This is a genomic window from Gemmatimonadota bacterium (assembly GCA_016720805.1).
In the GTDB taxonomy this organism is placed as follows: Bacteria; Gemmatimonadota; Gemmatimonadetes; order Gemmatimonadales; family GWC2-71-9; genus Palsa-1233.
The window spans coordinates 39,701-53,118 of record JADKJZ010000001.1 but is presented as its reverse complement, the minus strand read 5'-3'; the positions used below and the strand labels follow the sequence as shown (position 1 = coordinate 53,118).

Genomic DNA, 13,418 nt, shown 5'->3' with positions numbered 1-13,418 from the left:
GGGCGAGTCGGGCACCTGTTCGGCCACCGCGAGCACTACTCAGGAGCGCTTCCGATGACACCACAAGACACCGAAGCAATGTCGCATGGCCAGGCTCGGTCAGGATCGCGCCGGGCGCTCCAGGCCACAACCTGCCTCGCCGCGGCGTGGCTCGCCGCACTCGGGTGCGGCGACGGCATGCCGACCATGCCCAACCCACCCACCGGCGCGGAGTTCACGCTGTCGCAGGCGCAGGTGTCGGCAATGAACACGCGCGCGGGGCACCTTGCCGACGCGAATCCGGGCAACGGCAGTTTGCAGTCGCTGGTCGACTCGACGCTGCTGGCGCTGCAGGCCGGCGTCGTGATGAAGCGGGTAGATGTGCAGACCGACCTCACCACGGCTCCGTTGTACTTCGTTGGCCTCCACCGCGTGATTCACCAGGCGGGGGGCGGCTCCTTCTCGACCTGGACGCTCGTCGGGTTCGAGGATCCGGCAGCGTTCGCCAACGTGATCCAGGTCACCGGCTTTGCGCAGAGTGCGTCCGCGACCGCACCCTCCTCGGTCAACGGCACGATCGGCGACGGCATGGGGATCGTGAACGGCCAGCTCCTGCAAGTCGGGGCTGCCAACAGCCTCACGACCTGGAATGTTTCGACGGGTACCGCGAGTTTCTCCTCCGATGCACCGTCCGGCCCGTGCCCCAACGGCAATCCCGAGCCGAAGACGGTCTGCACGCTCGAGACCATGCACGTCACGTTCAGCATCACCGCGGCACAATTGGGGGCCGCGAGTCCGACGCGCCACGCGACGGTGACCACCGAGGTCGCGGTGCCGACCATTCGGCTGACGTATACACCGTAGGGCACCCCCGGAACGTCAAACCACCCCCGAAATCGGAGTCTCGGGGGTGGTCTGGCGGCCTCGGGTATCCGTGGCGCCTGCTCGACCGCGCGGGTAGCTTGCCCGGTCTCCCCACCGCGCCAGAGAGCCTCCCGATGCCCTCGCTCAAGTTCGACATGATCCAGACCGTGGCACTCGCGGCCGTCCTGCTCTTCGTCGGCTACGGCATTCGCCGCCGGATCGGCTTCCTGGATCGGTTCAACATTCCGGCGCCGGTGATTGGCGGATTCCTTTTTGCCGCGCTGGCGTTGGCGCTGCGCCAATCGGGCGTCTTCGCGTTCGAGTTCGACACCACGCTCCAGACCCCGTTCATGGTGGCCTTCTTCACCTCTATCGGACTCGGCGCCTCCCTCGGCCTGCTCAAGAAGGGGGGGCCGCAGGTGGCGGTATTCTGGGTGCTCGCGTCGCTGCTCGCCGTCGTCCAGTCCGGCGTCGGCGTTGGCCTCGCCTCGCTGCTTGGCATCGATCCGCTCTTCGGCCTGCTCGCCGGGTCGACCACCATGACCGGGGGCCACGGCACCGGGGCGGCCTTTGGCAAGCTGATGGAGGACCAATACCAGCTGGCGGGGGCCGTGCCGCTGGCCATGGCCGCCGCCACCTTCGGGCTGGTGAGCGGCGGACTCATCGGGGGACCGGTCGGGACGCGGCTGATGACCACCTTTGGCCTGCGGGGCGGAACCACCCCGAGCGACCCGGCCGTCGTGAGCGCGGCCGAAGCCGCGCCGCTCGACGCCGAGATCAACACCGAGCCGGCGGGTGAGGCGCCCACCGCCATCGGCATCCTCCGGATGCTCACCGTGGTGCTGGTGTGCATGGCGCTCGGCGGCCTGCTCTCGGGGTGGCTGGGCCAGTTCGTCACCCTGCCCGGCTACATCGGGGCAATGCTCGTCGCCGCGCTGCTCCGGAATGTTGGCGAGAGCACGCGGCTGCTCCGCCTCGACATGCGCACGGTCGACGACCTCGGCACCATCGCCCTGTCGCTCTTCCTGACCATGGCGTTGATGTCGCTCAAGCTGTGGGAACTGCTCGAGCTGGCCGTGCCGCTGATGGTCATCCTCTCGGTGCAGGTCGTGATGATGGCGGCGTTCGCCTACTTCGTGACGTTTCGGATGATGGGCCGGGACTACGACGCGGCCGTGATGGCCGGCGGGCACTGCGGCTTCGGCCTGGGCGCGACGCCCAACGCCGTGGCCAACATGCGCGCGCTGGTGGAGCGGTACGGGGCGGCGCCGAGGGCGTTCCTGGTGGTGCCGATGGTGGGGGCGTTCTTCATCGATTTCAGCAACGCGATGATCATCACGTTTTATATCAATTTGGTGAGGTGAGGGGTGAGGAGTGAGGGGTGAGGGGTCATCCCGAGCGAAGCGAGGGACCTGCGTGATCGCGATTACGCAGATCCCTCACGATGTTCGGGATGACAGCACCGTTCACCGTTCACTCCTCACCCCTCACCCCTCACCCCTCACCCCTCACCCCTCACCGCTCACCCCTCACCCCTCACCCCCAAAAACAAACCACCCCCGACACCGAAGCGCCGAGGGTGGCAATATCTATGGGCCTGGGAGGAGTTGAACCTCCGACCTCACGCTTATCAGGCGTGCGCTCTAACCACCTGAGCTACAAGCCCCAGTAGAGCCGCCAAGATTAGCCGTCCCGGCCCCGTGGGTCAACCGCTCGGGACCCTCTCCTGCACCCTGCCCTACCCGCCCTGGACGATGTCCCGGACCAGTTCCGTGGTCCGGCGGAAGTCGATCTTCCCACTCCCCATGGTCGGGAGCTCCTCGATCACCACGAAGTCCCGCGGCAGGGCGATGTTGGGCAGCTCGGTGGCCAGCTGCTTCAGGAGCGCCCCTTGGTCGACCGGCTGGGAGACCGCCGCGACGATCCGTGCCCCACGGACCCCATCCGGCACCTCGACCACGCAGCAGGCCACTCCCTCGGGGAGGAAGCGCTCCAGGACGTTCTCGACCCGGATCAGGGAGACCATCTCCCCCCCGATCTTCACGAAGCGCTTCAGCCGCCCCACGTGCCACAAGTAGCCATCCGCGTCCTGGTACCCCATGTCACCGGTGTCGTACCAGCCATTCCGCATGCTGAGCGTGGTCGCTTCGAAGTCATCGAAGTACCCCAGCATGACGCTCTCGCCCTGCACCAGGATCTTGCCGATCTCCCCGACCTCGCACGGCTGGCCGGTCTCGTAGTGCTCGAGCCGCACGCGGACGTTCGGCAACGGCCGCCCGACGCTGCCGGGCCGGTTGGCGCCGTGGAAGTTGAAGGAGATCACCGGACTCGTTTCCGTGCAGCCGTAGCCCTCGCGCAGTTCAAGGTCGTGCTTCTGCTTGAACTCCTGCCGCAACGTGTCGGGCGTCTTGTCCGCCCCCGTCAACATGATCCGGCACGAGGCGAAGTCGCCCGGCTCCGACTTCCGCAGGTAGCCCCACATGAAAATCGGCGTCCCCACCACGAACGTCACCTGCTCCGAGCGGATGATCTCGCAGATCGTCTTGAACTCGAGCGGGTTGGCGTAGGTCACCACGGTCATGCCGTGGAAGAACGGCAGCCAGAGATTGGTGGTGAGACCGAAGACGTGGAAGAGGGGAAGATTGGCGAGGAAGATGTCGTCTGAGCTGATGGCGAGGAGGGAGGAGATCGCCTCGAGATTGGCGTTGATATTCCGGTGCGTGAGGGGAACCGCCTTCGGGTCGCGCTCACTGCCACTGGTAAAGAGCATCACTGCCCCGTCATCGACACTGCCGCCATGCACCGTCCTGAGCAGCAGCGCCAGCGGCAGTTTGGCGCGGAACGCGGCGAGTGCCTTGTCCACTCCCGAGATCCCGGCCATCAGGTCCTCGATGAAGACCATCCCCGGCAGTGTCGGGCAGTTGATCTTCTCGAGCAGGGCCCGCGACGTGATCACCGTCTTGAAGGCGCACTTCTTCTGCGCATACACGCAGTTGGCGGCCGCCCCGGTCGAGTAGTTGATCATCACCGGCGTCCGGCCCGCCATCAGGCACCCAAGGATCGAGAGCACGCACCCCGCCGACGTCGGCAGCATGATGCCGAGAAAGCCCTCCGCTTCGTCCGAAAACTTCTCGGAGAGGATGAGCGAGGCGATCAGCGCCCGCTCATACGTGAGACGGGTGCCGGTGGCACGGTCGATGATGGCCGTCTTGCCGGCATACACCTTGGCGGTGCGCAGGAAGCGGTGGTGAAGGAGCATGGCCCGTCCGGAGGGGTCGCTGGAGGTCAGGGGAACCGCTCCGAGTCTAACAGAAGCGGGCCCAGCCGCCAGAGGCGGACCGGTAATGCTGGCGCCCAGCCCGACCGATAACAGACGAGTCACCATCATCGGGAGTGCGACGGGCGTGTTTGCAATTCTGGGCATCATCGTGGTTCTCGGCTCGGTCCTCGGCGGCTTCGCGATGGCCCATGGCCCGTTCGCCGTCCTCCTGGCCTGGTCCGAGTGGGTGGTGATCGTCGGCACCGCGGTCGGCACCGTCCTGATCTCCACCCCGAAGCCCGTCCTCGGCCACCTCACCAAGAAGATTCCCAAGGTCTTTACTGGCGCCGCCCCCTCCAAGGAGCGATACCTCGACGTCCTCCGCCTCCTCTTCGAGCTCTTCCAGCTCGCCCGGCGGGACGGCCTGATCGCGATCGAGTCGCACATCGAGCGTCCCGAGGAGAGCAGCGTCTTCAAGAAGTATCCGTCGATCTCCAGCGACCACCACGCCGTCGAGTTCCTCTGCGACGCGCTGCGCACCGTCCTCGCCGGCTCGGTGCCGGCCTACGACCTCGAGGCGATGCTCGAAGCCGAGATCGAGGTGCACCACGACGAGGATGCCAAGACCGTCGCGGCACTGACGCGCGTCGCCGACTCGCTCCCCGGCATCGGCATCGTCGCCGCCGTGCTCGGCATCGTGGTGACGATGCAGGCGATCGCCGGCCCGATCGAGGAGATCGGCCACCACGTCGCCTCCGCGCTGGTCGGCACCTTCCTCGGCATTCTCCTCTCGTACGGCTTCGTGGCGCCGATCGCCACGGCGGTGGAGACGCAGAACGGCGATTCGCACCGGATCTTCCTCGTGCTGAAGGCCGGGATCGTCGCCTTCGCGAAGAACCTGCCGCCGATCATCGCCTCGGAGTTCGCCCGCAAGGCGATCACCGCCGACACCCGACCGTCGTTCGCCGAGATGGAAGCGGCCTGCAAGGCCACGCGGCAGGAGAAGGCGGCGTGAAGAGTGACCGCGAAACGGTCATCCGCATCGTCCGCAAGGTCAACAAACATGGCGGGCACCATGGTGGTGCCTGGAAGGTCGCCTTCGCCGACTTCATGACGGCGATGATGGCGCTGTTCCTGGTGTTGTGGCTGATCACGCAGAGCTCGGAAGTCCGCAGCGCAATCGCGGGCTACTTCCAGGACCCGCTCGGCCGCGGCGACCAGTTCGGCACCTCGATGATCCCCGGCGCCGGTCAGCCGCTCATCCCGTCGACCAATCCGATCCAGGTGCAATCGAGCATCGGGCGGAAGGCCGACCTGCTGGCGTTGAGCAAGGCGCTGCAGGAGAGCATCGGCGACTCGATGATGACCGGTGCGATGAAGAAGAACCTGGTGATCGAGATGACGGCGGATGGGCTGCGGATTTCGCTGTTGGAAGACTCGACCGGCGTCTTCTTCGCCACCGGCTCGCCGACGCCGCGCGGCCTGGCCGAACCGATCTTCAAGGCCCTCGGCGGCATGCTGGCCCGGGCGAAGTTCCCGATCGTGATCGAGGGCCACACCGACTCCCGCCCGTACGGCGACGGAAGCGGCTATAGTAATTGGGAGCTCAGCGCCGATCGTGCCAATGCGGTGCGTCGACTGCTGGTCGGGGGCGGACTGAGCGACGGCCAGATTCTGGCCGTGCGCGGGCTGGCCGATCGGTCCCTCCGCGTCGCCGCCGACCCGCTCGCCCCCCAGAACCGCCGCGTCACCATCGAGGTCAAACTGGCCGTGCCCGCTGCCGATTCGCTTCCGCCGAAGCAGGATCCGACCCGCTTTCCGCCGTCGCCACCTCGGGCACCGCGTTGAGCCGCGCCCCGGCGCGGACCGTCCTGCTCGTGGAGGCGCGCCCGGCGGGGACGGATGTGCTCGCGGCGGACCTGAATCGACTTGGCGGCGTGAAGGTGGTGCGGGTCCGGACCCTCGATGCGGCCCTCGACACACTCGCCACCATGCCGGTCGACGCGGTGGTCGGGGTGCATCAGCCGCCCGACCTCGAGGGGATCGTCTTGCTGCGGACGCTGCACTCCGAGGATCAGCGTCAGGACCCTGCGACGGTGCTGCTCGCCGAGCAGGACGCCGCCACGATCCGCATCGCCGCCTGGCGGGAAGGCGTGGACGCCATCCTGACCTGGCCTGCCGATCCGGTGGACGTGGCCGGCGCCCTCATGGTGCTGATGGAGCGGCGGGCCGCCGCGCGAAGCCACAGCAGCCGGATCTCCGGCCCCGACGACAGCATCCGGCGCCTGGTGGGGTTGCTGGCGACCACTCTGGATGCCGCCATCCCGGGGGCGCGGTCGCGCGGCGAGGCGGTCGCGCAGGCGGCGGTCACGGTCGCCAACGCGATCGATGTCCCTTCGGACCTCCTCCTCCCAATGGAATACGCCGCCCGGCTCCACGAGATCGGGCGGATCGGCACGACGGCCGACCCGTCACCCGGCTCGGGGTACGGGCTGTCGTCGGAGGTGACCCTCGCGGGTTCGGCGATGCTGGGCGAGATTCCAGCATTGGCGGATGCCGCCATGCTGCTCGAAGGGATGGGGGCGAACTGGGACGGCTCCGGGGCACCCACCGACCTGCAGCAGGGGCAGATCCCGATGCGGTCCCGAATCCTCCGGGCCAGCCACGACCTGCTCGCGGCGGCTGACCGCACCCCCGGGATCGGCTCCGGGAGGCTCCGGGCGGCCCTGGCGTCGCTGGGCCAGCATGCGGGCACCTGGTACGACCCGGCTGTGCTTGCCGCGATGGAGGTGCTCGTCTCCACGGAGATGGATCCCGGCTGGCTCCGTCGTCAGGAGCTGGTTCCACCGGCCCGGCTCCGCGAGGGGATGATCCTCGCCGCGGACCTGCACACCGCCTCGGGGGTCAAGCTGTTGTCGGCCGGGTCGGTCCTGAACCAGGCCACCCTCGACCTGATCCGCAGGCGGCACCTCTCCGACCCGATCGTGCACGGCGTTCCGATCCGACCCACCACCGGCTGACATCGGGGTGGGGATGCCCCACTTCCCGAGGACCGCTCTCTGGCTCCGTTCTCCAGCAGCACATCCGCGACCGACCTTGAGCTCCTCCGCAGCGTGCATCGCGAGCGGCTGGGCGAGGCGATCGCGCGAAGCGTTGCGCACGCGCTGCGCGACCTCGCGCAGGTCGTGGACGTGGTCGAGCTGACGGCCTCGCGGGGTCCCGATGGGATGAGGGCGCACGACCTGGCCTGCGCGCGCTTGCGGGATTCACTGCTCGCCGAGATCTCGCTGCTCGAGGCGTTCGCGCTCACCGAACGGCAACGGATCACGCCGTTGTCGGTCGCGGACGTCACCGACGTGGCCGTCCGGCTGGCGCGCCGTGCGATCGGCCCGACGCCGATCACGCTGCGCACCGAGGTGCCGCGCACCTTGCCTCCCGCGATCGGCATTGCCGGCGACGTGGCCGAGGCGCTGTACGCCGTACTGGAGAATGCGATCGAGGCGGTGCGGACACAGGGGGGCGGGGATATTTCCGTGTCGGGCGCTGTGGAGGGCGATGCCGTGGTGGTGCGCGTCGCGGACACGGGTCCCGGTATTCCCGAAGTGCTGCGTGAGGGCGATCGCGTCTTCGAGCTCTTCGTGAGTGGCGCGAATGCGGCCAATGCGCACGGCATCGGACTGCCGGTCGCGCGTGATCTCATCCGTCGTCATGGGGGGGACCTGCAACTGGAGACTGAGGCGACCGCGGGCGCGGTGCTCGCCTTCCGTTTACCGCTCTGGCGGCGTGCCGCTGCCACCCTCAACACCCGGCGCGCGTAGCGGCAGTTGGGCGGCCCAGGCCGCCGTGTGATCGCCGGCGCTGGCCGCGCGCAGATTTTCCGACGCCACCTGCTTGACCAACTCCTCGCGCAGAATGCCGGTCGTGGCCGGTGCCTCGATGCCAAGACGGGCCCCCCGCTTGTCGCAGGAGAGCACCACGACCCGGATCCCCCCGTCGAGGATGATCGCCTCACCCGGCCGCCGGTTGAGGACCAGCATCGCTCAGACCATCCGCAGCAGGTCGTCCATCATCGCATTCGCCGTGGTGACCAGACGGGTCGCTGCGGCGTAGGCCTGCTGCTGCACGATCAACTTCACCATCTCTTCGTCGGTGGACACGCCGGTTTCCGACGAGCGGCGTGACGACGCGGAGTCGGCCAGCGTGCTGGCGACCTCGGCGTCGCGCTCGGCATCCCTCACCAGCGTGCCGACCGTGGTCACCAGCGCGGTATAGAACTCGCCCGGCGTGCTGCTGTTGAGCGAGGGAATGCCGGCGTTGCGCAAGCCGGCCAATGCGAGCGCGACGCGATTGTCGCCCGCTGCGGAAGTCGTCCCGGCGACGACATTGGACACCGAGGCGGCGACATCGGTCGACAACCGCATCGTGCCCGCGGTGACCCCGGCCGGATCGAAGAAGTTGATGCCGGTGAGCCCACCCAGCGTCGTGCCGCCGGCATGGACCGTGTTGACCGCCCCCACCACGCCGGCCACCAGGCGGTCGAGTTCGGCACGAATGCTCGGCACCGCCTGCTGCCCCAACGTGGTGAGCGCCGCCAACGTCCCGCCGACCGGATCGATCAACCGCGCGCTGCCGATGACGCCGACGCCGACGCCGCCACCAACCAGCGGACGGACTTCGAGCTGCTGCGCGAACTTCCCGTCGACCAGCAAGGTGTCGCCGGTGATGACGCCCACCGAACCGTCGGCATGATCGATCACCCGCACCTGGATCAGGTTCGACAACTGGTCGATCAGCTGGCCCCGGCGGTCCTCGAGATCGGGCGCGGTCTTGTTCGGCCCGCCCTGCACCACGATGTCACGATTCAGTTCGCCGATCGCCGTGGCGAGCGCATTGACCTGGCTGACGGCATCTTCCGTCCGCGTCGTCGTGTCGGTCGCGAGATCGGTGAGCCGACCCGAGATCAGTCCGACCTGCTGAATCAGTGAACTGCCGGCCTGCCGGACCACGCTGCGCGCGGCGAGCGAGGAGGGATCGTTGGCGAGGTCACTGAAGGCGCTGAAGAAGGCATCGAGGGTCGCACCGAGCCCGGTGTCCGACGGCTCGCCGAAGACCGCTTCGACCTGACCGAGCATGTCGCGGAGGGTGTCCGACCGGCCAAGATTGCCCTGCTCCCGGCGCACGGTCGCGTCGAGAAAGACGTTGCGATTGGCAAAGACGCCGGCGTCGGAGACGCCGCGCCCGACCGTCCCCTTCGGGGTGCGGAACGGCGTCTCGGCGACGAGCTCCAAGCGCTGGCGCGTGTACCCCGGCGTCGTGGCGTTGGCGATGTTGTGGCCGGTGACGTCAATCGCGCGTTGCTGCGTGATCAACGCGGACCGGGCAATCGACAGAATCGAGGCAAGCGACATGGCTCAGGCCTGCGCGTCGAGCACGACGCCGCTGGGGGTGGGCGAGTCGACCAGCCCCTCCTGGGGCAGGTAGTGCGAGGCGGGCCCGCTCACCGACGAAAATAGCGACTGCAGGTACGCATCGCCTGTCCGCATGGCACTCCGGAGGATGGCCTGGTTCATCGCCAGCTCGCTCACGGCCGCCTCGGCGGCACGGCGGACGGCCCGGCGCGCCTCGCGGAGGCCGGGGACCTCGCCGATGAAGCGATCGATCCCGTCGAGGCCGACCGACTCGCCCCCGCTGACCAGTTGGACCAGCTGCTCCCGACGGCGACGCGCCTCGTCGAGCGTCAACACGGAACGCGACACGGCATGGGTCGCCGCATCGATAGCGGCGGTGTCGTCCTCGGCGATGCCGGCACGCTGGCGCTCCAGCGCGCCACGCAGCTCCGAGAGGAGCCGCTCCTCGGCCTGGATCGCCGCGATGATCTGCGCAGCGCGCAGCGGCGCCGCTTCACCCACGTCGGACATTCCCGCTCCCTGCGGCCGGAGCCGCGGTCACCGCCGCGTCCTCCGGTGGGAGGTTGCGACCCAACTGCCTCGTCATCGCAGCGGCGAGTCCGCTGTCACTGCGCTCGGCGGCGAACCGCGCCACCTGTTCGTCCAGCATGCCGGTGAACATCTGTTCGCCGGTCGACTGCTCGAGCAACCCGCCTTCGCTGGGCACCGTCTGGCGCATCGCCTGGAAGAGCTGCGCATAGAACACCGACTCCAGCGCCTGCGCCTGCTGCTGCAACCGGTCGCGCGCGCTCGGCGGCGTCGGACCCTGTCCCGGTACCGCGCCAACGCTGCTCATCGGACCACCACCATCGCCGTGATCGCGCCGGCGGCGCGGAGGCCATCGAAGACCGCGGCCACGTCGGCCGGTGCGGCGCCGATCGACTGCAACCCCACCGCGATGTCCCGCACCGTCGCCTGGGGGCCCACCGCCACCACACCCTGTGTCGGGGTGGCTGGGGGCGCATCGCCGACCCGCACCGTGATCCCCTTGAGCGAGACGACCGCCGGACCGACGCGGACATCGCCCCCCGCCACCACGACCCCGCTCCGGGCGTCGATGATGATCCGAGCCACCATCGGCACCGTCACCGGGACGGTGTCGACCGAGGCGAGGAATGCCGGAAGGTTATCGGTCGCTCCGGCCGGAGCCCTGAGCCGGATCGAGCCCGGATCTTCGACCCGGGCGGTGCTGTCGCCGAAGACGGCGTTCACCGCCGCCGCGACCTTGGCCGCGAGCGGGTAGTCGGGGGTCCGGAGCAGGAGGCGCGGTTCCGTGACCACGGCGACGGCCGGGAGGGCCAACTCGAGCAGGCCGCCGTCGACAATGCGGCCACTCGAGGCTCCACGATTCCCCCACCGGCCCCGGTCGTCGGCCTGCACCGGCATCGCGCCCTGGGCCGTGGCCACCGGGGCCTGATCGGGGTCCGACACGAGCGGCGTCATCCAGAGGACGCCCCCGCGGAGCGAGGTCGCGTCACCGATCGAGGCGACCTGCACCTCGAAGCGGCCGCCCGGACGGAGGAACGGCGAGACCTCAGCCGTGACCAGCACCGCGGCCACGTTGCGCAGTCGGAGCCGCTCGGGCGGCACTTCGATATTGAAGCGGCGGAGGAGGTTCACCACGGAGCGGACCGTCTGCACCGAGCCGGACGAGGTCCCGAAGGAGCGATCGCCGCTGCCGTCGAGACCGACGACCAGCCCATACCCCACAAGGCGCACCGGCACTTCGCCGGTGCGGGTGGTGAGATCGCCGACGCGGACCTGCGCGCCGAGCGCCAGCGGGAGCAGCAACCACGCGGCTGCGAGGGCACATCTCACGGCCAGAGCAACCCGAGGATCTTGCCGAAGAGTCCGGTCTTCGGGTCGATGTTCTTCCCCTTGTAACTGATCGACGCGTCGGCGATGCGGGACGACAGCACGGCATTGCCAGCGGTGACATCCTCGGGCCGCACCAGGCCACCGAGCCGCACCTCCTGCTTGCGCCCGTCGACGGTCACCAACTTGCCGCCGTCCACCCGGAGCACCCCGCTCGGCTCGATGCTGGTGACCCGCACCGTGAGCATCGCGGCCAGGTCACCGGTGCGGTCACGCTGCCCGGTCTGGTCCGACTCCGACTTGTAGCCGATGCCGACCGATTGGAGATCGACCGGCGCGGCGTTGGCGTCGATGGTGCCCTTCTGGCTGCGATCGGTCTTGGCCCGGGTGATCACCCGCTCGCTGGCGGAGGTCTGCTCATCGACAATGACCGTCAGCAGATCGCCAACGCGGAGTGGGCGCCGGTCGGAGGTCCAACCAAGCCGACGCCCGCCAGGCGGCGGCGCCGACGGCCTCAGGCTGTCGGTGTTCGCAGGAGTGACGGGCGCCTGGGCCGCCAGTGGGCCGGCGGTCATGAGCATCGCAACCGCCAGCGCGCGATGAGTGTTCATCGTTCTCCTCCCTCAATCCGGGCGATCCCGGGCGCGGTCATCCGCGCCATCACGCGTCCGGTGGTCGTGCGAGCCTGCACCTTTTCGCCAACACGCGCGGCCGTCAATGCCACCGCGTCCATCTCGATCTCGACGCCATTCCGCGCCCACACAATGCGCAACGGTGCGCCGCTGGCGACCCCGGCGGGGGCGGCCACGGCCACGCCGCGGAGCGCGTCGCCCGCGCGCAACGGCCGGCGCACTTCCCAGCCGACATCAACCAGCGACGAGGCCGCCTCCGGCTCGCCCCACTGCACCGGCGACTCCCAGCGAATGTCCGCGGCGGTGAGAGTGACGCCCGCCGCGAGCGCACGCGCCGCCACCGGCAACGGAGCGGCAGCGCCCGCGCGCACCCGCACCGCGTGCGGCGGGGCGCCCGTCGGTTCCAGCGTGACCACCAGCCAGCCGTCACGACCGATCGCGCCGAGGCGAAGCGGCGCCTCGAGGTCGCTCGCACGCCACGCCGGAAGCGCGCCCCAGGCGAGCTGCACCGCCGTCGGCGGCACCTGCCACTGCTCCGCCACCGCCGCCTGAACACGCGTCGCCAGCACCGCGGGAACCGCAGGTGCTGGCGAGGTCGCGGCGAGCTGCGCGAGCAGCGCCAGACTAGCGAATGAGGTCATCGATCGAGCGCATCATGTCTTCGGCCGCGCGAATCGCGCGGGCGTTGATTTCGTACGCGCGCTGGGCCGCGATCATGTCGGTCATCTCCTGCACCACCTCGACATTGCTTGACTCGAGCGATCCCTGCAGGATCCGGCCGAAGCCATTCTCATCGGCCATTCCGGTCATCGGGGCGCCGGAAGCGGACGACTCGGTGTAGAGGTTGCCGCCGGCGCTCAGGAGGCCGGTGGTGTTGGCGAAGCGGGCCAGCTCGATGCGCCCGAGTTCGACCGTCTGGGCATCGCGGCCGACCGACACCGACACCATGCCGTTGCCACTGATCGTCACCACCGTCGCGTCGGGCGGAATCACGATCCCCGGGACCAGCGCGTAACCGCCCTGCGTCAGCAGTTGCCCGCTCTCGGAGAGCGTGAAGGAGCCGTCGCGCGTGTAGGCGATGCCGCCGTCGGCGGTCTCGACCTGGAAGAAGCCTTCGCCTTCGATCGTGAGGTCGAGCGGACGGCCCGTCATCTCGGGACCACCCTGCCCGTCGATCCGCGTGACGGCCGCGAGCCTGACGCCGTGGCCGATCTGCATCGCGCCGATCACCGATTCGCCATTCGGCGAACGCGGCCCCTGCACCGTTTCGTAGAGGACGTCCTCGAAGGCCGCGCGACTCCGCTTGAAGCCGGTCGTGTTCACGTTGGCGAGGTTGTTGGCGATCACGTCCACCATCTTCTGCTGGGCGATCATGCCGCTCGCCGAGGTGCGCATGCCGGGATTCATGTGAAGTCTCCGTGT

At 69.0% G+C, this 13,418-nt stretch carries 14 protein-coding genes, 1 tRNA gene and 1 pseudogene; 6 read left to right on the top strand and 10 right to left on the bottom strand.

Annotation, left to right across the window (positions count from 1 at the left end; translation table 11 throughout):
• Window positions 1-54: 54 nt before the first annotated feature.
• A complete protein-coding gene (locus IPP98_00300; protein ID MBL0177559.1) occupies window positions 55-843 on the top strand; it encodes a hypothetical protein in 789 nt (262 codons plus the stop codon).
• A gap of 134 nt (window positions 844-977) precedes the next feature.
• A complete protein-coding gene (gltS, locus tag IPP98_00295) occupies window positions 978-2,207 on the top strand; it encodes a sodium/glutamate symporter (protein ID MBL0177558.1) in 1,230 nt (409 codons plus the stop codon).
• A 228-nt stretch (window positions 2,208-2,435) separates the two neighbouring features.
• On the opposite strand, the gene IPP98_00290 is transcribed toward gltS, so the two are convergent.
• Together IPP98_00290 and IPP98_00285 are read right to left on the bottom strand one after the other, a co-directional pair.
• Window positions 2,436-2,509 (bottom strand) — tRNA-Ile (locus tag IPP98_00290).
• Window positions 2,510-2,581: 72 nt separating this feature from the next.
• Complete coding sequence (locus IPP98_00285) at window positions 2,582-4,102, bottom strand: AMP-binding protein (GenBank protein ID MBL0177557.1); 1,521 nt, start codon at window positions 4,100-4,102, stop codon at window positions 2,582-2,584.
• Window positions 4,103-4,247: 145 nt separating this feature from the next.
• On the opposite strand from IPP98_00285, the gene motA reads away from it, so the two are divergent.
• From motA to IPP98_00265, 4 genes and pseudogenes are all read left to right on the top strand, one after another.
• Entirely contained in the window at window positions 4,248-5,117 is an 870-nt protein-coding gene (gene motA, locus IPP98_00280; GenBank protein ID MBL0177556.1) for a flagellar motor stator protein MotA, read from the top strand.
• Window positions 5,118-5,179: 62 nt separating this feature from the next.
• A pseudogene (locus tag IPP98_00275) lies at window positions 5,180-5,950 on the top strand (OmpA family protein).
• Complete coding sequence (locus tag IPP98_00270; GenBank protein ID MBL0177555.1) at window positions 5,947-7,122, top strand: hypothetical protein; 1,176 nt, start codon at window positions 5,947-5,949, stop codon at window positions 7,120-7,122. The pseudogene IPP98_00275 and the gene IPP98_00270 overlap by 4 nt, the downstream one beginning before the upstream one ends.
• A gap of 93 nt (window positions 7,123-7,215) precedes the next feature.
• Window positions 7,216-7,920, top strand: a complete 705-nt coding sequence (locus IPP98_00265) for a sensor histidine kinase (GenBank protein MBL0177554.1) — start codon at window positions 7,216-7,218, stop codon at window positions 7,918-7,920.
• Here the strand turns inward: IPP98_00265 and IPP98_00260 are convergent.
• Genes IPP98_00260 through flgG form a run of 8 tightly spaced genes read right to left on the bottom strand, consistent with a single transcriptional unit; the run spans window position 7,870 to window position 13,403 of the window.
• Window positions 7,870-8,139: a carbon storage regulator gene (locus IPP98_00260; GenBank protein ID MBL0177553.1), complete on the bottom strand. Its 270-nt coding sequence runs from the start codon at window positions 8,137-8,139 to the stop codon at window positions 7,870-7,872. The genes IPP98_00265 and IPP98_00260 overlap by 51 nt on opposite strands.
• Window positions 8,140-8,142: 3 nt before the next feature.
• Window positions 8,143-9,510 carry a flagellar hook-associated protein FlgK gene (flgK, locus tag IPP98_00255; protein MBL0177552.1) on the bottom strand — a complete coding sequence of 456 codons (1,368 nt, stop codon included), beginning with the start codon at window positions 9,508-9,510 and terminating at the stop codon, window positions 8,143-8,145.
• A gap of 3 nt (window positions 9,511-9,513) precedes the next feature.
• Window positions 9,514-10,020 carry a flagellar export chaperone FlgN gene (gene flgN / locus IPP98_00250; GenBank protein ID MBL0177551.1) on the bottom strand — a complete coding sequence of 169 codons (507 nt, stop codon included), beginning with the start codon at window positions 10,018-10,020 and terminating at the stop codon, window positions 9,514-9,516.
• Complete coding sequence (locus tag IPP98_00245) at window positions 10,004-10,345, bottom strand: rod-binding protein (GenBank protein ID MBL0177550.1); 342 nt, start codon at window positions 10,343-10,345, stop codon at window positions 10,004-10,006. The genes flgN and IPP98_00245 overlap by 17 nt, the downstream gene beginning before the upstream one ends.
• Complete coding sequence (locus tag IPP98_00240) at window positions 10,342-11,367, bottom strand: flagellar basal body P-ring protein FlgI (protein MBL0177549.1); 1,026 nt, start codon at window positions 11,365-11,367, stop codon at window positions 10,342-10,344. The genes IPP98_00245 and IPP98_00240 overlap by 4 nt, the downstream gene beginning before the upstream one ends.
• Window positions 11,364-11,975, bottom strand: coding sequence for a flagellar basal body L-ring protein FlgH (locus tag IPP98_00235; protein ID MBL0177548.1), 612 nt, complete (start codon window positions 11,973-11,975; stop codon window positions 11,364-11,366). The genes IPP98_00240 and IPP98_00235 overlap by 4 nt, the downstream gene beginning before the upstream one ends.
• Complete coding sequence (gene flgA / locus IPP98_00230; protein ID MBL0177547.1) at window positions 11,972-12,637, bottom strand: flagellar basal body P-ring formation protein FlgA; 666 nt, start codon at window positions 12,635-12,637, stop codon at window positions 11,972-11,974. The genes IPP98_00235 and flgA overlap by 4 nt, the downstream gene beginning before the upstream one ends.
• Entirely contained in the window at window positions 12,621-13,403 is a 783-nt protein-coding gene (flgG, locus tag IPP98_00225; protein MBL0177546.1) for a flagellar basal-body rod protein FlgG, read from the bottom strand. The genes flgA and flgG overlap by 17 nt, the downstream gene beginning before the upstream one ends.
• Between the last annotated feature and the right edge of the window lie 15 nt (window positions 13,404-13,418).

Coding starts and splice junctions, on each gene's coding strand:
- IPP98_00300 (MBL0177559.1), top strand. CDS start 55: ATGACACCACAAGACACCGAAGCAATGTCGCATGGCCAGGCTCGGTCA.
- gltS (MBL0177558.1), top strand. CDS start 978: ATGCCCTCGCTCAAGTTCGACATGATCCAGACCGTGGCACTCGCGGCC.
- IPP98_00285 (MBL0177557.1), bottom strand. CDS start 4,102: ATGCTCCTTCACCACCGCTTCCTGCGCACCGCCAAGGTGTATGCCGGC.
- IPP98_00260 (MBL0177553.1), bottom strand. CDS start 8,139: ATGCTGGTCCTCAACCGGCGGCCGGGTGAGGCGATCATCCTCGACGGG.
- flgK (MBL0177552.1), bottom strand. CDS start 9,510: ATGTCGCTTGCCTCGATTCTGTCGATTGCCCGGTCCGCGTTGATCACG.
- flgN (MBL0177551.1), bottom strand. CDS start 10,020: ATGTCCGACGTGGGTGAAGCGGCGCCGCTGCGCGCTGCGCAGATCATC.
- IPP98_00245 (MBL0177550.1), bottom strand. CDS start 10,345: ATGAGCAGCGTTGGCGCGGTACCGGGACAGGGTCCGACGCCGCCGAGC.
- IPP98_00235 (MBL0177548.1), bottom strand. CDS start 11,975: ATGAACACTCATCGCGCGCTGGCGGTTGCGATGCTCATGACCGCCGGC.
- flgA (MBL0177547.1), bottom strand. CDS start 12,637: ATGACCTCATTCGCTAGTCTGGCGCTGCTCGCGCAGCTCGCCGCGACC.
- flgG (MBL0177546.1), bottom strand. CDS start 13,403: ATGAATCCCGGCATGCGCACCTCGGCGAGCGGCATGATCGCCCAGCAG.